General features: G+C 63.5%; 17 protein-coding genes. 4 read left to right on the top strand and 13 right to left on the bottom strand.

Going from position 1 to position 18,065, the window contains the following annotated elements:
- Nucleotides 1-64: 64 nt before the first annotated feature.
- The 9 genes from B3361_RS00700 to B3361_RS00740 all read right to left on the bottom strand — a co-directional run bounded on the left by B3361_RS00700 (nt 65) and on the right by B3361_RS00740 (nt 8,405).
- Complete coding sequence (locus tag B3361_RS00700; protein WP_054905470.1) at nt 65-871, bottom strand: CpsD/CapB family tyrosine-protein kinase; 807 nt, start codon at nt 869-871, stop codon at nt 65-67.
- 11 nt (nt 872-882) lie between these two features.
- Entirely contained in the window at nt 883-2,445 is a 1,563-nt protein-coding gene (locus tag B3361_RS00705) for a GumC family protein (protein ID WP_054905471.1), read from the bottom strand.
- A gap of 19 nt (nt 2,446-2,464) precedes the next feature.
- Nucleotides 2,465-3,580 carry a hypothetical protein gene (locus B3361_RS00710; protein WP_033690383.1) on the bottom strand — a complete coding sequence of 372 codons (1,116 nt, stop codon included), beginning with the start codon at nt 3,578-3,580 and terminating at the stop codon, nt 2,465-2,467.
- A gap of 24 nt (nt 3,581-3,604) precedes the next feature.
- A complete protein-coding gene (locus B3361_RS00715) occupies nt 3,605-4,162 on the bottom strand; it encodes a polysaccharide biosynthesis/export family protein (protein ID WP_029885424.1) in 558 nt (185 codons plus the stop codon).
- Nucleotides 4,163-4,415: 253 nt separating this feature from the next.
- Nucleotides 4,416-4,592: an EPS-associated small membrane protein EppA gene (gene eppA / locus B3361_RS00720; protein ID WP_009682731.1), complete on the bottom strand. Its 177-nt coding sequence runs from the start codon at nt 4,590-4,592 to the stop codon at nt 4,416-4,418.
- A gap of 260 nt (nt 4,593-4,852) precedes the next feature.
- On the bottom strand, nt 4,853-5,395 hold the full coding sequence (locus B3361_RS00725; protein WP_054905472.1) for a helix-turn-helix domain-containing protein: 543 nt from the start codon (nt 5,393-5,395) through the stop codon (nt 4,853-4,855).
- A 55-nt stretch (nt 5,396-5,450) separates the two neighbouring features.
- Complete coding sequence (locus B3361_RS00730; protein ID WP_029885422.1) at nt 5,451-6,869, bottom strand: short-chain fatty acid transporter; 1,419 nt, start codon at nt 6,867-6,869, stop codon at nt 5,451-5,453.
- Nucleotides 6,870-7,014: 145 nt separating this feature from the next.
- A complete protein-coding gene (locus B3361_RS00735) occupies nt 7,015-7,671 on the bottom strand; it encodes a CoA transferase subunit B (RefSeq protein ID WP_009682728.1) in 657 nt (218 codons plus the stop codon).
- A gap of 35 nt (nt 7,672-7,706) precedes the next feature.
- On the bottom strand, nt 7,707-8,405 hold the full coding sequence (locus B3361_RS00740) for a CoA transferase subunit A (protein ID WP_009682727.1): 699 nt from the start codon (nt 8,403-8,405) through the stop codon (nt 7,707-7,709).
- Between the two features lie 140 nt (nt 8,406-8,545).
- Between B3361_RS00740 and B3361_RS00745 the strand changes: the two genes are divergently transcribed.
- Together B3361_RS00745 and B3361_RS00750 are read left to right on the top strand one after the other, a co-directional pair.
- On the top strand, nt 8,546-9,451 hold the full coding sequence (locus tag B3361_RS00745) for a LysR family transcriptional regulator (protein ID WP_029885421.1): 906 nt from the start codon (nt 8,546-8,548) through the stop codon (nt 9,449-9,451).
- On the top strand, nt 9,439-10,260 hold the full coding sequence (locus B3361_RS00750; protein ID WP_054905473.1) for an aldo/keto reductase: 822 nt from the start codon (nt 9,439-9,441) through the stop codon (nt 10,258-10,260). Before B3361_RS00745 ends, B3361_RS00750 begins: the two co-directional genes overlap by 13 nt.
- A 57-nt stretch (nt 10,261-10,317) precedes the next feature.
- On the opposite strand, the gene B3361_RS00755 is transcribed toward B3361_RS00750, so the two are convergent.
- From B3361_RS00755 to lexA, 4 genes are read right to left on the bottom strand one after another with little or no spacing between them, the layout of a single operon-like run.
- On the bottom strand, nt 10,318-13,398 hold the full coding sequence (locus B3361_RS00755; protein ID WP_054905474.1) for an error-prone DNA polymerase: 3,081 nt from the start codon (nt 13,396-13,398) through the stop codon (nt 10,318-10,320).
- A complete protein-coding gene (locus B3361_RS00760) occupies nt 13,395-14,813 on the bottom strand; it encodes a Y-family DNA polymerase (protein WP_054905475.1) in 1,419 nt (472 codons plus the stop codon). The genes B3361_RS00755 and B3361_RS00760 overlap by 4 nt, the downstream gene beginning before the upstream one ends.
- 6 nt (nt 14,814-14,819) lie before the next feature.
- Nucleotides 14,820-15,440, bottom strand: a complete 621-nt coding sequence (gene imuA, locus B3361_RS00765; protein WP_029885417.1) for a translesion DNA synthesis-associated protein ImuA — start codon at nt 15,438-15,440, stop codon at nt 14,820-14,822.
- Nucleotides 15,440-16,057, bottom strand: coding sequence for a transcriptional repressor LexA (lexA, locus tag B3361_RS00770; RefSeq protein ID WP_029885416.1), 618 nt, complete (start codon nt 16,055-16,057; stop codon nt 15,440-15,442). Before lexA ends, imuA begins: the two co-directional genes overlap by 1 nt.
- 92 nt (nt 16,058-16,149) lie before the next feature.
- On the opposite strand from lexA, the gene B3361_RS00775 reads away from it, so the two are divergent.
- Together B3361_RS00775 and B3361_RS00780 are read left to right on the top strand one after the other, a co-directional pair.
- Nucleotides 16,150-16,812 (top strand): HAD family hydrolase, encoded by a 663-nt coding sequence (locus B3361_RS00775; protein ID WP_054905477.1) that lies wholly within the window; start codon nt 16,150-16,152, stop codon nt 16,810-16,812.
- 60 nt (nt 16,813-16,872) lie between these two features.
- A complete protein-coding gene (locus B3361_RS00780) occupies nt 16,873-17,784 on the top strand; it encodes a LysR family transcriptional regulator (protein WP_286920038.1) in 912 nt (303 codons plus the stop codon).
- Nucleotides 17,785-18,065: the final 281 nt, after the last annotated feature.

Here is an 18,065-nt window from a genome sequence, read left to right on the forward strand (position 1 = left end):
CGGGCAAGCCCGCTCCCACAGTAATTTGTAGGCGCGGTTTCACCCGCGGTAACTTAGCGTCGCCTCAGTAATAGGTACGCGGCTGTTCGTCAGCCTTGTTCAACACCGTACCAATCAGGTTGACCCCTGCCAGATGGTGCAGGCAGTCCTCGATTTCTTTCTTGTTGTTCATGCCATTGGCCACCACCAGCAATACACAATCGAACTTGGGTATGACGGTGATCGCGTCGTCGGAGCTCAGCAACGGCGGCAGGTCGAAAATGCAGATGCGCGACTCGTAGCGGTTACGCAACTCGCCAATCAGGTTACTCACCTTGGGCGACGACAACACCTCGGTCGACAACGGCACCGGCACCCGGGTCGGCAGCACCACGAAGCGCGGCAAGGTCGGGTTGACCAGGCAGTCCTGCAGTGGCGACTTGTCGTTCAGGAACTCGTTCAGTGCATGCTCCATCGGCAGGCCCAATGTGCTCCCCACCTTGGGCCGGCGCAGGTCGAAGTCCACCAGCAAGGCGGTCTTGGTGGTGTGGTGGGCAATACTCATGGCCAGGTTGACCGCCAACACGGTTTTGCCTGCCTCCGGCGTGGGCGAGGTGATTGCCAGGGTGCGCCAGCCGTTCTCGTCCATCAGCCGCAGCACCTGGGTGCGCAACAGGTCGATCGGCCCGTTCATGTTCGAGTTCTTGTTGAACGCTACAATGCGGTTGCGCTCCAGGTGGTCTGGATGCAGTGGCACCACCTTGGTGTTGACGTAATCGAACTGCCCCGGCACCTCCGCCAGCGCCGTGCCAGGGGCCGGCGACAGCGGCTGAGGGGTACTCGGTGTGACCTGATGAATAGTGTTGCCAACAGCCGGCTTGGTCCTGTCCATCACTGCATTCCCTATACGAACCGCGACATGACTTTGTACAGCAGCACATCCAGTGGCATGTAGTACACGTGCACCAGCACTATCATGATAGCCGCCAGCGCCAAGGCCGCCACGATCAAGCGGTTACGCCAGCGTTTGCGCCTGGCCACATCGGCCCGCGTCTCGATATACGGCAGTGCCACCAACACCCGTTTGCCCTGCAGGTTCTCCAGAGCACCAACGCCCCGCACCCGCTGGTTGAGCATTTCCAGCAACATGACCAGCGCGCCGCCACCGGCCGGCGCCAGAACCAGCCCCAGCGCGGCGATCTTCTTGCGGTTAGGCTTGATCGGCTTCTCGGGCAACAGGGGCGGCTCCAGCAGCACAAAGCGCTCGGCTTTGTTTTCCTGCTCCAGGCTTTCGGTGATTTTCGCGCTCATTTCCTTGGCGCGGATTTCTTCGTATTTCTTGCGTGCGTTGTCGTGGTCACGCATCAGGGTGACCAAGCCACGCTCGACCTGCGGCGCTTCCAGGATCTCGGCTTCATAGCCTTCCATTTTTCGGGTCAGCTCGCGCTTTTGCTCGGCCAGCGAAGCGATGCGTTCCTGGGTGGCGCTCATTTTGGCGCGTACCCGGGCAACATCCAGGCTGACCGAAGACGCAGTGCTGGTGCGACCACCACTGGCCTCCAGCGCCTGAATCTTGCGTTTGACCGCCACCACATCGGGGTGGGCTTCCTTGTAACGGGTCAACAGCCGGGCGTACTCTGCCTTCAGGCTTGGCAGGTCCTGGGCCTGGTCGGCAGCGGCAGGGCGTGCGCCATCGGCAGCCTTGGTCGCAAGGCCGGCATTGGCCGCCGAAAGTTCGAGCTCCAGGTAACGCAACTCTTCCTGCGCCGCCTTGTAGTCCCGGTCGACCTCACGGAACTCCAGCTCCGAACGCGACAGCATGTTCATGCGCAGCGTCTGGTGCTCGGGCAGTGCATTGGCATGTGCCTGCTTGAAATCGGCCAGCTGGTTTTCCAGGCTGGCCAGCTCAGCGCCCAGCTTGTTGGCTTCCTGGGTAAGAAACTCGGTGGTTTCGTTGGCCCGCTCGGTACGCTGCTTGAGGTTTTCGTTGAGGAACAGCGATACCAGCTCATCGGCGACCTGCTTGGCCACTTGCGGCTGCTTGTGCTCGAACGACACGTTGAAGGCCACGGTCGCCTCGCCCCTGCCGCGCACGAACGTGGTAAGGGTCTCGACCACGATGGCGTTGCGCATCTGGTCGATTTTGTCGCTTTCGCCAAGACGCTTGTCGGCGAACAGGTCGTACTTGTCGATGATGCGCAGCAGGTTCTCGCGGGTCATGACACGCTGGCGGATCACCTCGATGCGTTCATCGGCAAAACTGGTGGTGTTGGTTGATACCAGCTCGGGCGAAATCTGCTGTGACTCCACCAGGATAGTGCCGGTCGACTGGTAGATCGGCGGCACCATCAAGGCCACCGCCACGGTCGCGGCCAGAATGACTACGGCACTCACCCCTAGCACCAGGGCTCGGTCCTTGATTATGGCGATGTAATCTCTGAGGGATAGCTCGTAGTCAGACTTCATGGGGCCACCTGCCTGAAGTTCAGATGTCGGGGTACCTGTACGTCAACGTCAAACCCACGATGGTTGCGGTTGCATCCGGTACGTGGTCCTGCTGGCGTTCCTTGTACATCAGCGACAGGCGCAGGTCCCAATACGGCGAGAACTCTCGGCTGGCCCATACGCTGTACGTTTGCAGTGTGTTCGGTGACTGCCCTTTGCTGTCTTGCCAGGCAGCGTCTGCGCCCACCCGCGTCAGCTCGGTAACGGCATAGCTCCACACCCCGCGTACCTGGTCCAGCTCGGCGAAGCCGCCTTCGGCACTGGCCACCGTGCTGCGTTCGGCGGTGAAGCTGGCATCGGCCCGCACACCGGTATAGAGCAACGCCACCCCACCCTCCCCGCGTCGGCCGCCTTCATCGCCCGACACCTGGTTGACACCAATGTGGGCATCGGCACTCAGGCCATCGGCCAGTTGGTACTTGATGCCCACAGCCGGGGTGTAACTGTTGGAAGCGGTGGCGGTCAGGTCCTGCTCGGGCTCGTAGCGCCGCGCGCCGAAGCGGGTATACACATCGGCGCGCTCGCTCCAGGCATAGGTCCAGGTAAACACGTTGGCCAGTTCGTTGTAACCCGTCAGCGTGCTGACGTCATACCGGGCGCGGCTGTAGGTGGTTTCGTTGCTCAAGGTACTGCGCTCGGTAACCGCCTGGCTCCAGTTGCCGGTCAAGGTGTAGAGCTTCTGCGTGCCATCGGTGGTGATCACCCCGGTATCCAGCACAGTGCCCGACAGCGTCGAGCTTTCGTTGTAGCGTGCCACCAGGCCAAAACGCCCGCGCTCGGTGGTGCGCTGCCAGCCCAGGCTGATGTCAGGGTCCTCGCGGTTATCGACTACGTTGGTGTCGGACGAGCGCAACACATTCATGCCAAGCCCCAGTCTCAGTTCGTCACGGTCGAAGGTGCCGATCAGGGTGTAATCGGGCGCGATGATCGTACGCGTGATGCCCTTCTCGCCCGACGTCAGCAACAATGGGTTGCTGTCGTACTCGACGGATGTCGGCACCACCACCGTAGACTGCCAATTTGCCGCCAGGGCCGATTCCGTAAACGGCAAGACCAAGATTGCCGTTGCAATGCTAGTTGTTCTGAGAAGTGGCATTAAATGTTCTTATTGAAGGCAAGATCAAGGAACGACCAGCGTGTCGCCAGCCTGAAGTTGGATGTTGGTGGACATATCGCGCCCAGACACCAGGTCCTTATATCGCACGGGCAAGATCTTTTGGGAAGCGCCTGCGCCACGAACTACCTTGATCTCGCTTTCGTCGGCAAACTTGTCCAGCCCACCCGACATGCTCAGCGCCTGCAACACGGCGGTCGGCCCGGCCATTTGCACTGGCCCCGGCTTGATCACTTTGCCCTGGACATAGACCAGGTTGCCGGCGATGCTCTTGACGACAACGCTGACATTCGGGTCGGGAAGGTATTTTTCAAGTTTGGCAGCCACTTGCTTTTCGACTGCGGTTACATCGAGCCCGGCAACATTGATGCGCCCGGCCAGTGGGAAAGTGATACTGCCATCGGGTAGTACGGTCGCTTCCTGGCGCAAGCTGTCTTCCTGCCAGACCGATACCATCACCACATCGCCAGGGCTGAGCAAATACGCAGAGCTGCCGGTATCGGCGCAACTGGCACTCGACCACACCGTCAACAAGCAGAACGCGGCAAACAATGAACGCATCATGAGGGTCCCTCCGGCCAAATGGCCCGACAAAGAGCACTGTATGAGAACAACGCACCAACTCTCGCTCCGCTTCGCGACCCACCACTGCCGCGACGGCCTCGGCCTTCCTGGAGGCCCTTAACTTGACGCTGTGCAGTCTGGGCTGCGGTGCCTGAAACCATGGACCTTCATGGGCTACAGGGAATATAGCAACGGTTGGTGAATTAACAAGCCAGCGGCAAAACCCCACCCCGCGACTTGCGGCAAAGGGTGTTCAGATTTTCCGGCGGTTGGCCACCGCCACAAAACCGACAACAGCGAACGCAAAGAACCAGCCAGCCGTTGAAACAGGAATGATACTGTTCTGGCTGATATAGGAATCGGCTGCGCGCGCAGCGCCACTCAAGAGCACCAGCAAGAACATCGATTTGATTATCAGAGTCGTGCGCATACGCCCTTCCTTTAAACAGGAAAATCAATGAGTTATTGGCGAGGTAGTGCGGGGTTTGTGTCGCTGTTGAATTGAGCTTATGGGCACAGTGACACTACGTCAATGATCCGACACCATAATAAAATTCAATGGGCGGCAGGCAGATTCGTCAAAAAAACGACAGACAGGAAGTGCTGCATCCAGCCAGCTGCTGGATGCCAGCGTTTCACGGATGAGAAAGTGAAAGGTTCAGGCAGGCCTGCAACAGCGCCCTGCCCGGCTCATTCCTCGGCATGGTGAACGACCACCAGCAATTGCGCCGGCTGCGCGCCTACCGAGCGCAGGCGATGCGGGGTTTGCGCGTTGAAATGCAAGGCATCGCCCTGCTCCAGCAGCACCCGCTCGTTCATGAAGTCCACCTCCACCTGGCCCGCGTGCACGAACAGGAACTCTTCGCCCTGGTGCTCCTTGAAGGTCGGGTCGCTAAACTCCGAAGGCGGCTGGATCAGGAACGGTACCAGGCTGCGCTGCCCCACCTGGCTGGTCAACGCCGCATAGCCGGGGCCCTGGCCGTCACCCACCAGCGCCTGGCGCTCGCCGTGGCGCACCAGGCTATAGCGGCTCTGGCCGGCCTGCTCTTCGGCAAACAGTTCCTCGGCATTCACGTTCAATGCGCGCGCCAGCTTCAGGGCGGCAGCAATCGACGGCGTGTTGAGGCCACGTTCGACCTTGGACAGGTAGCTTTTGGTCATGCTGGTCTTTTCGGCCAGCATTTCCAGGGTCATTCCCAGTTTCTTGCGCAGCAGTTTCAATCGGATAGACATGTGACGCGTGTTTCCCAGGCCAAGGCAGCCCGGGCATGATACGTGGAGCCGCCGCTCATGGCATCACCGGTGGCACATACTGCAGCGTGGTGCCCAGCGCCCAGAGCAATACCAGCACCAGCGGCACATGCACCAGCAGTTGCACGAAGGAAAAGCCGATCAGGTCGCGTGCCTTGAGCCCCAGCACGCCCAGCAGTGGCAGCATGTAGAACGGGTTGATCAGGTTCGGCAAGGCCTCTGCCGCGTTGTAGATCTGCACCGCCCAGCCCAGGTGGTATTGCAGGTCGTTGGCCACTAGCATCACGTAGGGCGCTTCGATGATCCATTTGCCGCCGCCCGACGGGATGAAGAAGCCCAGCACCGCCGAATACACGCCCATCAGCAAGGCATAGGTGTCGTGGGTGGCGATCTGGGTGAAGAACAACGATATGTGGTGGGCCAGGGTCTGTTCGTCCACGCCCTTCACCTGGGTGAGAATGGCCGCGATCGAACCGTACAGCGGGAACTGGATCAGCACCCCGGTGGTGGTCGGTACCGCGCGCGCCACGGCGTCGAGGAAACTGCGCGGGCGCCAATGCAACAGGGCACCGAGCATGATGAACAACAGGTTGTAAGTGTTGAGCCCGGAGATGGCGGTAATCGCCGGTTTGGTAGCGAACTCCTGGTACAGCCAGCCGGCAGCCAGGGCGACCAGCAGCAGAATCAGGATGGGGCTGTGCTCCAGCCACTCACCGGGGCGGGTGCGCTGGGGTGCCGCCGGTGCAGTGAAGCTGGGGTCCACGCCACACGCTTCGGCGCTGCGTGCGCTGTTCGGCCCGGGTGCCGTGGCGTAGGCGATGACCAGCGAGACGATGACCAGCGCCGCCAGCATTACCCCGGATTGCCACAGAAAGATGGTTTCGGTGAACGGGATGACGCCGGTGATCGACAGGATCGAAGGCGGCAAGCTGGCCGGGTTGGCCTGCAGCTGCGCCGCCGACGAAGACAGGCCCAGTGCCCACACAGCGCCCAGGCCCAGGTAGGCGGCCGCACCCGCAGCACGGTAATCCATCTTCAGGTCGGTGCGCCGCGCCAGGGCGCGCACCAGCAAACCACCGAACACCAGCGACAGGCCCCAGTTGAGCAAGGAAGCCAGCATCGAGATCAGTGCCACCCAGCACACGGCCGAGCGGCCATTGCCAGGGATACGCGCCAGGCGGTCGATCAGGCGTGCCGCCGGTGGCGAACTGGCGACCACATAGCCACCGATGACCACGAAAGCCATCTGCATGGTGAACGGAATCAGGCTCCAGAAACCATCGCCAAAGGCCTTGGCGGTGTCGGTCGGCTTGGCCCCCATGGCCAGCGCGCCGATGCACACCAGCAGCACCGCCAAGGCGGCGAATACCCAGGAGTCGGGGAACCAGCGTTCGGCCCAGTTGGAGCAGCGCAAGGCAAAGCGCGCGCTACGGCTGTCTTGAATTTCAGCGGCCACAGTGGCATTCCTTTTATTGGTTTTATGAGGTGAATCAGACAACGCAAAAACCCTGTAGGTACAGGTTCACTCGCGACCATGCCGGTAATGTACCGACACACTCAGCGGTGCAACCTGCGCCTACAGGGTTGGGTGGCGTAACGCCTTAGAACGTCATTTCCTGCACATCATCCGGCACGATCAGTTTGCCGGCAGTCTTCTCGACGATTTCCTCGATGCTCACCCCTGGTGCGGTTTCGCGCAGGATGAACGCACCGTCTTCAATTTCCAGGTAGGCCAGGTCGGTCAGCACCTTGCGGATGCAACCGGCACCGGTCAGCGGCAGGCTGCACTGCGCCAGCAGCTTGGACTCGCCGTCCTTGGACGCGTGGGTCATGGTCACGATGATGTTCTCGGCGCCCGCCACCAGGTCCATGGCGCCGCCCATGCCCTTGACCAGCTTGCCCGGGATCATCCACGAGGCGATATTGCCCTGCACGTCTACCTCGAACGCACCCAGCACGGTCAGGTCGACATGGCCGCCACGAATCATGGCGAACGACTGCGCCGAGTCGAAGATCGAGGCACCCCGGCGGGCGGTGACGGTCTGCTTGCCGGCGTTGATCATGTCGGGGTCGAGGGTGCTTTCGGTGGGGAACTCGCCCATGCCGAGCAGGCCGTTTTCCGATTGCAGCATCACATCCATGTCAGCGGGTACATAGTTGGCCACCAGGGTCGGAATGCCGATACCCAGGTTGACGTAGTAGCCGTCCTTCAGTTCACGGGCGACGCGTTGCGCCATCTGTTCGCGGGTCAGTGCCATGGTCAGGATCTCTTTGTTGTTCTGGTGGAGGCCGCTCAGGCCTTGACGGTGCGCTTTTCGATACGCTTTTCGAAGGTGCCGACGATCACCCGGTCAACATAGATGCCTGGGGTGTGGATCTCGCTCGGCAGCAGCACACCGGGCTCGACGATTTCTTCCACTTCGACCACGGTGATCTTGCCGGCAGTGGCCGCCAGCGGGTTGAAGTTCTGCGCGGTGTTGCGGTACACCACGTTGCCGTAATGGTCGGCCTTCCAGCCCTTGACGATGGCGAAGTCACCGGTGATGGACTCTTCGAGGATGTACTTGCGGCCCTTGAATTCGCGAACCTCCTTGCCTTCGGCAACCGGCGTGCCGTAACCGGTGGCGGTAAAGAACGCCGGGATGCCGGCGCCGCCAGCGCGCATTTTCTCGGCCAGGGTGCCTTGGGGTGTCAGCTCCACTTCCAACTCACCGCTGAGCAACTGGCGCTCGAATTCGGCGTTTTCGCCCACGTAGGAGGCGATCATCTTGCGGATCTGCCGGTCTTCCAGCAGCACCCCCAGGCCAAAGCCGTCCACCCCGCAGTTGTTGGAGACCACGGTCAGGCCCTTGACGCCACGGCGCCTGATTTCGCTGATGAGGTTTTCCGGAATGCCGCACAGGCCAAAACCACCGGCCAGTACCGTCATGTTGTCGGTCAGCCCGTCGAGGGCCTGTTCGTAGGTTGCAACGCGCTTGTCCAGTCCGGCCATGCTGATCCGCCTTTTGTAGTTGTTGAACCGACGAGGCTGTCGGTGAGCGTGTGTAGCCATCTTCACCGCAAGCGACTGATTTGTTAATTTTGTTTTCATCATCGATTGATAAATTTCGCAAAATAAACGATAGGCCCGTCATGAACGTCAAGCAACTGCGCGCCTTTGTCGCCGTGGCCAAGTACCAGAGCTTCGCACAGGCCGGTGAACACCTGCACGTATCGCAACCGGCCCTGAGCCTGACCATCAAGGCCCTGGAAGAGAACCTGGGCGGCGCCCTGCTCAGCCGCACCACCCGCAGCGTCAGCCTGACGGCCGAAGGCGAAGTGCTGCTGCCGCTGGCGCGGCGGCTGCTGGCCGACTGGGACGATACCGAAGAGATGCTGCGGCAACGCTTCACCCTGCAACTGGGCCGGGTCTCGGTGGCGGCGATGCCGTCGTTCGCCGGTAACCTCCTGCCCCATTCGCTCAAGGTGTTCCGCCAACGCTACCCCAAGGTCAACGTCACCGTGCACGATGTGATCAACGAACAGGTGCAGGAACTGGTGCGCCACCGCCGAGTCGAACTGGGCATTGGTTTCGAGCCGGACAATACCGACGGCCTGCACTTCCACCCGCTGTACATGGACCGTTTTGTCGCGGTGGTGCCCGCTGACTCACCCTTGGCGTTGTTGAACCAGGTCAGTTGGGCGCAACTCATGGCCGAAGATTTCGTGGCCCTGCAGCGGCCGTCGGCGGTACGCCTGTTGATGGAGCAGAATGTTGCCGCCCAGCACGGCAAACTGGCCGTGGCTTTCGAAAGCCACCAACTGGCGACCATCGGCCGCATGGTTGCCAGCGGCCTGGGCGTTAGCGCGGTGCCGGCCCTGTGCATCAACCAGATGCAGGAACTGGGTGCACGCTGCGTGCCCCTGGTCGAACCCACGGTCGAGCGGCGCATTGGGGTAATTGCCCTGAGCGAGCACAAACTGTCCACCGCAGCGCAGGCGTTGCTTGAAGTTCTACTGTCCAATACACAGCCCCCGGAGGTGACATGCGTTACGTGAAACTGGCAGGCGCGAGCGTGCCGGCCATTGGCCAAGGCACCTGGTACATGGGCGAAGACCCTGGGCGCAAGGCGGCAGAGGTAGCGGCCTTGCAACAGGGTATCGAGCTGGGCCTGAGCCTGATCGACACCGCCGAAATGTATGCCGAAGGCGGTGCGGAGACCGTGGTTGGCCAGGCCATTGCCGGGCGCCGCGACCAGGTGTTCCTGGTCAGCAAAGTCTACCCGCACAATGCCGGGCGGCAGGGCATGGCAAGCGCCTGCGAGCGCAGCCTGGCACGCCTGGGTACCGAGTGCATCGATCTGTACCTGCTGCACTGGCGGGGCCAGCACCCGCTGGAAGAAACCGTCGACGCCTTCGAGCGTTTGCGCGAGCAGGGCAAGATCAAGCGCTGGGGCGTTTCCAATTTCGATATCGACGACCTGCGCGAATTGAACAACCCTGCCTGCGCCACCAACCAGGTGCTGTACAACCCGGCCCAGCGGGGCATCGAATTCGACTTGCTGCCCTGGTGCCAACAACGCGCGCTACCGACCATGGCCTACTGCCCGTTGGCCCAGGCCGGGCGCTTGTTGCAGCACCCGGTGCTGGCAGAAATAGCCGAGCGCCATGGTGCCACGCCGGCTCAGGTCTGCCTGGCCTGGGTTACCCGTGATGATGGCATCATTGCCATCCCCAAAGCCGTGGCGCCCGAGCATGTTCGGCTGAATGCAGCAGCGGGTGCATTGGCCTTGACCCGCGAAGACCTGCGCGCAATCGACCTGGCCTTCCCGGCGCCCACCCGCAAGCAGCGCTTGGCGATGGTGTAGTCCGCCAGGGCATTTTCGTGAATGCGTGGCCGCGCCGCCGCGGGGTAGCCCGCGGCGTTAATGAAAGTCGCGGCTACGCACGTCCAACCCCTGCAACAGCGCGGTCACATCTTCCAGGCGCCGTGCTATCAGGTGGCGCACGCCATCTTGCTGCTCCAGCCGCCCGCTGACCTTGAGCAACTGCGCCCCCACCAGCGCCCGCCTTTGCCGCTCGGCCAGCGCCCGCCATACCACCACGTTGACCATACCGTGTTCGTCCTCGAGGGTGACGAACGTCACCCCGCTGGCGGTCTGCGGCCGCTGCCGCCCTACCACCAGCCCCGTCACGGCGATGTTGTCGCCATGCTCCAGGCCTTGCAGTTCTGCAGAACTGCGGCAGCCCAGTGCCCGCAGACGCGAACGCAGCAAGGTCAACGGGTGCGGCCCCAACGTGGTACCCAATGCCTGGTAATCGGCCACCAGGTCCTGCGCCACTGTCGGGGCCGCCAACTGCACCGCCACCTCCGGCACGGCCTGTACATCGGCAAACAGCGGCAGTTGCGCCTGCACGGCCGCCACCTGCCAGCGCGCCTGATGCCGGTCGCTGGCCAAGGCGCGAAGCGCGCCGGCATCCGCCAGGCAGGCCCGCGCGCGGGTGGCCAGCCCGGCACGCAGGCACAGGTCTTCCACGTCGCGCCATGGCTGCTGCGCCCGGGCCTGTTCCAGGCGCCTGGCGTCGGCTTCGGCCAGGCCCCGGACCAGGCGCAAGCCCATGCGCAAGGCCAACGTGCCCAGGGCGTCCGGCTCCAGCGTGCAGTCCCATTCGCTGTGGCAGACATCCACCGGCCGTACCTCGATGCCCTGGCGCCGCGCCTCCTGCAGCAGTTGGTCGGGGCTGTAGAAGCCCATGGGCCAACTGTTGACCAGGGCGCAGGTGAAAATGGCCGGTTCATGGCACTTGAGCCAGCTGCTGGCATAGCACAGCAAGGCAAAGCTGGCGGCATGCGACTCTGGAAAACCATAGCTGCCGAAGCCTTTGATCTGTTCGAAAATGCGCTCGGCGAATGCCAGCTCGTAGCCATTGCGCAACATGCCCTGCAGCAAGCGCTGGCGGTGCGGTTCAAGACCGCCATGGCGTTTCCAGGCGGCCATGCTGCGCCGTAACTGATCGGCCTCGCCTGGTGAATAGTCGGCTGCGACCATGGCCAGCTCCATCACCTGTTCCTGGAACAGCGGCACACCCAAGGTGCGCTCGAACACCTCCTTCAGTTTTGGCGACGGGTAGGTCACCGCCTCTTGCTTCAGCCGCCTGCGCAGGTAGGGGTGCACCATGTCGCCCTGGATTGGCCCCGGGCGCACGATGGCCACCTCGATCACAAGGTCGTAGAAGGTGTTGGGCCGCAGCCGCGGCAACATGGCCATTTGCGCGCGCGACTCGATCTGGAATACCCCCATGGTCTCGGCGCGGCTGATCATGGCGTAGGTGGCGGGGTCTTCGCTGGGGATGGTCGCCAGGGTCAGTTCACGGCCACGGTGGCGCTGCAGCAGGTCGAAGCAACGGCGCAAGGCACTGAGCATGCCCAGCGCCAGCACGTCCACCTTGAGCAGGCCGACCATGTCGAGGTCGTCCTTGTCCCACTGGATGACGGTACGTTCGGCCATGGCGGCGTTTTCCACCGGCACCAGCTGGTCCAGCGGCTGCTGCGAGATGACAAACCCGCCCGGGTGCTGCGACAGGTGCCTGGGGAAGCCGATCAACTCGCCGGCCAGTATCAGTACCCGCCGCAACAACGGGCTGCCAGCTTCGAACCCGGCCTCGGCCAGGCGTTGTTCGTCGGGTATGCGGTCGCTCCAGCGGCCACAGCATTTGGCCAGGGCATCGACCTGGTCCATGGGCAAACCCAGCACACGCGCGACATCGCGCACGGCACCTGCAGCATGGTACGTATTGACCACCGCCGTCAGCGCAGCACGGTGCCGCCCATAACGGCGGAACACGTACTGGATCACTTCTTCACGGCGGTCGTGTTCGAAATCCACGTCGATATCGGGCGGCTCGTTGCGCTCGCGTGACAGAAAACGCTCGAACAGCAGGCGGTGCTGCATGGGATCGAGCTCGGTGATGCCCAGCACGAAGCACACCACCGAATTGGCCGCCGAGCCGCGGCCCTGGCAGAGGATACCCTGGCGCCGGGCGAAGGCGACAATGTCGTGCACGGTCAGAAAGTAGCTTTCGTACCCCAGCTCTTCGATCAACCCCAGCTCCCTGTCCAGCACCTGCCGCACCTTGGCACTTGGCCCTTGTGGCCAACGCACCGGCAACCCCTGCTCGCACAGTGTTCGCAGCCAACTGGCCGGGGTATGTGCTTCAGGCACCAGTTCTCGTGGGTACTGGTAGCGCAGTTGGCCAAGGTCGAACTGGCAGCGCTGGGCAATGGCCAGGGTCTCGGCCAGCATCTCGGGCGGGTAGAGTTCTGCCAGTTGTGCCGGGCTGCGCAAGTGCCGTTCGCCATTGGCAAACAGAAAACGCCCGGCTTCGGCCACCTGGCAATGCTGACGAATCGCAGTCATGCAGTCCTGCAACGCCCGGCGGCCGCGCACATGCATATGCACATCGCCACAGGCCACCGCGCGAATACCCAGCTCGGCCGCCAAGGCTTGCTGGCCCTGAAGGTGCCGGGCATCGTCACTGCCACGGTGCAGGTGCACGGCCAGCCACAGGCGCTGGGCAAACAGCCCGCGCAACCACTGGCCGGTGGCCGTATCGCCCCTGTCGCCCGCCACCCACAAGGCCAGCAAGCCGTGATGGTGCTGCTGAAGGTCATCCCGAAAAAGCTGGTACTGGCCCTTCTCCGCCCGCCGTCGGGCGCGGGTAATCAGTGCGCACAGGTTCTGGTAGCCCGCCAGGTCGGCAACCAGCAGCACCAGCTTGGGGCCGTCGTGCAGCTGCACTTCGCTGCCGACGATCAGCGGCAACTGGTGCACCTTGGCCGCCTGCCAGGCGCGCACGATACCGGCCAGCGTACATTCGTCAGTGATCGCCAGGGCCTGGTAACCCTGCTCTTTGGCCCGCCGGAACAGTTCGTCGGCGCTCGAAGCGCCGTGCTGGAAACTGAAATTGGACAGGCAATGCAGCTCGGCATACGGGGCGGGGTTCATGCGAACCAGCCCTGCAACCAAAGCGGGCCAGCCTGGCCCAGGTCACGGTAGGCCCAGCCACGCAGGCCATCACGGGTTTCGATGCGGTAGTAATCGCGGCGTACATCGCCACCATCCCACCAGCCCGACTCGATGCGCTCGGCAGGGCTCTGCAGGCGGTAGCCAGCCTCGTCCAGCGCCAGCGGCGCGGGCAGCAACCAACCAGGGCGGCTGCCCGGGGCCACCGGCATGCCCCCGGGTGCCCCCTGCTCTGCCAGTTGCCAGGCACATTCGGGCCGGTGATCGGCGGCCGCGCTCAGGCCTTGGACGGCCTCATCGCCCAGCCGCGCGCGCAAGCGCTCGCGCAATTGCTCCCAAGGTTGCGCTTGTTGCGCCCGTGGGTCGAACAACGCCTGGTGTTGTGGCACAAAGGCTGGTAGGTCTTCGGCGACCAACCGCAGGTTGCGCACCGGGGCCGGAATACGCAGCGGCTCCAGGCGCCCACGGGCCAGCTCGAACAGCATCGCGGCGTCGCGCTCGGCGGCCAGCAAGCCGACCTTCAGCAGCGTGTCCGGGCCTTCGACATGCTCCAGGTGCAGGCAAAAGCGCTGCACCCCACAATCGCGACCGGCCAGGAATGCAGCCAGGTCGTTGAGCATGCGCCGCAGCGGGAACAACAGCGCCTGGTGCGATTCAACATCGAAGTTCAGCTCCAGCCGGCTCTCGAAACGATCGGGCGGCAGGTAGAAGTCCAACCCCAGGGTGCGCAGGCCGAGCAATTGATCCAGGTGCAGTTGCACCTGGGCGGGAAAGCGTTTGGCCAAAGTTTCGCGCGGCAACGCCAGCACCTGGCCGAGTTGCCGCAAGCCCATGCGGGTAAAGGCTTCGGCAGCCTCTGGCGGCAAGCCGATGCGCTGTATGGGCATGTTCAGCAACGCGTTACGGGTGGCTTCGGCATCGGCTACCACCAGGCCATCGTGGGCATTGGCCAGCATGCGCGCTGCCACCGGGTTGCTGGCCACCACGATGCGCTGGCGCAAGCCCAGTTCAGCCAGTTCCTGGCGCAGGCGTGCTTCCATCACGGGCCATGGGCCGAACAGCTGCAGGCTTGAGCCCACCTCCAGCAACAGCGCACGCGGGTAATGCAGGCTGACCTGGGCACTGAAACGGTAGGCCCAGGCGGCCAGCAGTTGCTGCATGCGCTCGATGCGCCTGGGGTCTGTTTCGATACAGGTGAAACCATCGGCCAGCGCACGTGCAGCAGTCAGGGTTTGCCCGGCCCGCAGGCCGAGTGCCGCCGCTGCCGGGTTGACTGCCTGCAATACCCGCCTCTGGCTGGGCCCGCCAATGATGACCAAGGGGTTGGCTGGGTCTTCGCGCTCGCGCAGGACGGTGTCCAACGCCAGTTGCGGAAGCAGGATGCAGGCCCAGAGCATGTTGCATCAGCCCTGCCACGGGCTGGCAATGGGCAGGGCCGGCGGCATGCCGCCGCGGCTTTTCAGCACCCGCCATTGGGCTGGGCGGGTATCCACGGCGATGCGCAATGCTGCCGGTGACGGGTTGTGGGCGGCCTGCTGCGGCCGGCAGGCAAAGGCCAGCGCCTGGCCGGTTTCCGCTGCCACTTGCAGGCGCCGCAGGGCACGGTCATCGGCACGCTCGGGCCAGCACAGCACTGCCGCGCAACTGCCCGAGCGCAGGCACTGCTCGGCGGCCCACAGGGCGTCAGCGGGTTCGGCGTTTACCTGCACCAGCCAGCGCAGGTCTACCCCCGCGGCCTGCCAGGCCGGCGCATAGGGAATGAAAGGCGGCGCCACCAACACCACGCGGCTGGCTTCTGCGCTCAGGCGTGCCAGGGTTGGCCACAGCAACTGCAATTCGCCACAACCCGGGTTCGCCAACAGCAGTTCGCTCAATGCGGCTGCCGGCCAACCGCCTTCCGGTAAACGTTCGTCCAGCGCGGCATGGCCGGTTGGCTGCAGGCCCAGCGGTCGCGCCTGGGCCTGCCGGCCGCGCCATACCCGGCGCTGGTCCAACAGCCGGTCGAGGTCGACCACCGCGCCCATCAGTCACGCCTCAGCAAGCCACAGAACACGCCTTCGATGAAGAACTCCTGCGTGGGGAGCACATCGATAGGCGCATAGGCTGGGTTACGTGGCAACAACCGGTAGTGCTTGCCCACGCGTTGCAGGCGCTTGATGGTGACTTCGCCGTCGAGCCGGGCTACCACGATCTGGCCATCACGGGCATCGGCCTGTTGCAGGATGCCGACCAGGTCACCGTCGAAGATGCCGTCATCGATCATCGAATCGCCACGCACCTTGAGCAGGTAGTCGGGGGTGCGCCGGAACAAGCTGGGGTCGAGCAGCAACTGCTCGTGGATACCCAGGTCCGGGCCGATCGGGGCACCTGCCGCCACTTGGCCGAGCACCGGTACTTCGAGCATTTCTGGCCGGCGCAGGGGGTCGGCCAGGCGAATGCCCCGCGCCTGATTGGGGGTGACATCGATATAACCCGCCTGACACAGGGCGGTGATGTGTTTGCGCGCGACGCTGCGCGAGGCAAAACCGAAGCGCGTGGCGATGTCCGCCAGGCTCGGCGGCTGGCCGTGGTCGCTGATGCGCTCGCGGATGAAGTCGAAAATGGCGCGGCGTTTGGGGGTAAGGTTATTCATGGAGCACATTTGTACTCCTTTCGCCGCGTGCTGAACAGACCCCTTCGTCGTCTGCATTGGTTATGATCCCCCGGCTTGTGTTTTTCTGAACGGGATACCCCATGCTCACCGCCCTGCTGTTCGACCTCGACGGAACCCTTACCGACACCGACAGCCTGCACTTGCAGGCCTTTCGCCAACTGCTGCGTGACCATGACGGCCGCGAGCTGAGCCAGGCCCAGTTCGAGGCCCAGGTCAGCGGCAGGGCCAATGGCGAGCTGTTCGCCGAACTGTTCCCCGGCGCCAGTACCGAACAGTGCGCCAGGCTGGCCGACCGCAAGGAAGCCTTGTTCCGCGAGATGTCACCGGCGTTGCAGCCCATGCCAGGCCTGCTGCGCCTGCTGGAACATGCCCAGGCCCACGCCCTCGGCATGTGCGTGGTCACCAACGCGCCGCGGCTCAATGCCGAGCACATGCTCGCTGCCATGGGCTTGGCCCAGCGCTTCGAGCATGTGGTCGTGGCCGACGAGCTGGCCCGGCCCAAACCCGACCCGCTGCCCTACCTTACCGGGCTGCAGCGGCTGGGCGCCGCGGCCGGGCAAGCGCTCGCTTTCGAGGACTCCTTGCCGGGGGTGGCTGCAGCCACTGCGGCCGGTATCTTTACCGTCGGGGTAGCCACCACGCAAACGCCTGAGCGGTTGCGGGCAGCGGGGGCACAGTTGGTCATCGCTGATTTCAACGATACCCAGTTGTGGGCATTGCTCGAGCAACGCCACCGCGCTTGATCCTCGACAGCACTATTGAAGCCCTAGCCATCCCAACCACCGCCCTGCCCAGGCCACCCCATGCTGATCGACGAAGAACTCACCCTGAAAAAGCTGGAAACCTTCCTCGCCTTCATGCGCAGCGGCAACCTCAGCCGCGCTGCCGCCGAACTGTGCACCAGTTCGGTCAGCGCGCACCGTGCCATCCACTCGCTGGAAAGCGCCCTGCGCTGCGCCCTTTTCAAGCACGAAGGCCGGCAGCTGATTCCGCTGGAAAGCGCCTACGTACTGGAAAAGAAAGCCCGCCTGCTGATCCAGGACGCCGAGCAGATGGTGCGCCAGACCCGCGAAGCCGCCGGCTTCTACGCTGAACGCTTTCGCCTGGGCGCGCTGTACTCGCTAACGGTAAAAACCGTGCCCAAGCTGGTGATGGGGCTTAAGCTGCGGCGCAGCGAACTGAACATCGACCTCACCCTGGGCTCCAACCTCGACCTGCTGCAGCGCCTGAAAAACCATGAACTGGAGGCCATTCTCGTCTCCCTGGACGAGAGCGTCAGCGACCCGGCCTGCGAACAACTGCCGCTGTTTTCCGACGACATCTTTCTCGCCGTACCCACCGATTCCCCCTTCGCCGAGCAGGCCGAGGTGGACCTGACCGACCTCGCCGACTCCACCTTCATCACCCTGACCCAAGGGTTTGCCACACACCGCGATGGCGCCCGGGTCTTCCAGCAAGCCGGCTTCGAGCCAAAGGTGGCCATGCAGGTCAACGACATCTTCACCCTGCTGAGCATGGTCAGCTCGGGCGTGGGCTTTGCCCTGCTGCCGGGGCGCATCGCGGCCGTCTACGAAAACCGCGTCAGGCTGATAGCCCTGCAGCCGCAGTACCGTTTGCAGCAGCATATCGGCGTGGTGTTTCTGAAGGCGCGGGAGCGGGAGCCGAACCTGCTGGCCTTGCTGGCGGAATGCCGGATGTACAGCCTGGAGCGCTAGGTTGTTGCACTGGCAACGATGCAGGGCGGCACCAGGAGCGTAGTGCTGTCCACTTGAGCAGTTGGGGCCGCTCCGCGACCCATCGCAGGCAAGCCAGCTCCCAAAGGGATCGCCTTAGGGCTGACAGGTGTTTGTCAGAAGATATGCAGCGCCTGTGAGATCGAGCGCCGCCCGCGCGGCGCATCGCGAGCTGCGGTCGCTGCTTGTATGTTGTGACTGGCCTGGCGGGAGAAGATATTCTCGTCAGGCTGAAGAAGCACTTCCGGGGAGGCCGATCGCTC

Source organism: Pseudomonas sp. UBA6699, from assembly GCF_002454615.1.
Taxonomy (GTDB): domain Bacteria; phylum Pseudomonadota; class Gammaproteobacteria; order Pseudomonadales; family Pseudomonadaceae; genus Aquipseudomonas; species Aquipseudomonas juntendi.

Bases quoted from the DNA above. Each gene is read 5' to 3' on its own strand.
- B3361_RS00700 (WP_054905470.1), bottom strand. From the start codon at position 871: ATGGACAGGACCAAGCCGGCTGTTGGCAACACTATTCATCAGGTCACA.
- B3361_RS00705 (WP_054905471.1), bottom strand. From the start codon at position 2,445: ATGAAGTCTGACTACGAGCTATCCCTCAGAGATTACATCGCCATAATC.
- B3361_RS00710 (WP_033690383.1), bottom strand. From the start codon at position 3,580: ATGCCACTTCTCAGAACAACTAGCATTGCAACGGCAATCTTGGTCTTG.
- B3361_RS00715 (WP_029885424.1), bottom strand. From the start codon at position 4,162: ATGATGCGTTCATTGTTTGCCGCGTTCTGCTTGTTGACGGTGTGGTCG.
- eppA (WP_009682731.1), bottom strand. From the start codon at position 4,592: ATGCGCACGACTCTGATAATCAAATCGATGTTCTTGCTGGTGCTCTTG.
- B3361_RS00725 (WP_054905472.1), bottom strand. From the start codon at position 5,395: ATGTCTATCCGATTGAAACTGCTGCGCAAGAAACTGGGAATGACCCTG.
- B3361_RS00735 (WP_009682728.1), bottom strand. From the start codon at position 7,671: ATGGCACTGACCCGCGAACAGATGGCGCAACGCGTCGCCCGTGAACTG.
- B3361_RS00740 (WP_009682727.1), bottom strand. From the start codon at position 8,405: ATGGCCGGACTGGACAAGCGCGTTGCAACCTACGAACAGGCCCTCGAC.
- B3361_RS00745 (WP_029885421.1), top strand. From the start codon at position 8,546: ATGAACGTCAAGCAACTGCGCGCCTTTGTCGCCGTGGCCAAGTACCAG.
- B3361_RS00750 (WP_054905473.1), top strand. From the start codon at position 9,439: ATGCGTTACGTGAAACTGGCAGGCGCGAGCGTGCCGGCCATTGGCCAA.
- B3361_RS00755 (WP_054905474.1), bottom strand. From the start codon at position 13,398: ATGAACCCCGCCCCGTATGCCGAGCTGCATTGCCTGTCCAATTTCAGT.
- B3361_RS00760 (WP_054905475.1), bottom strand. From the start codon at position 14,813: ATGCTCTGGGCCTGCATCCTGCTTCCGCAACTGGCGTTGGACACCGTC.
- imuA (WP_029885417.1), bottom strand. From the start codon at position 15,440: ATGGGCGCGGTGGTCGACCTCGACCGGCTGTTGGACCAGCGCCGGGTA.
- lexA (WP_029885416.1), bottom strand. From the start codon at position 16,057: ATGTGCTCCATGAATAACCTTACCCCCAAACGCCGCGCCATTTTCGAC.
- B3361_RS00775 (WP_054905477.1), top strand. From the start codon at position 16,150: ATGCTCACCGCCCTGCTGTTCGACCTCGACGGAACCCTTACCGACACC.
- B3361_RS00780 (WP_286920038.1), top strand. From the start codon at position 16,873: ATGCTGATCGACGAAGAACTCACCCTGAAAAAGCTGGAAACCTTCCTC.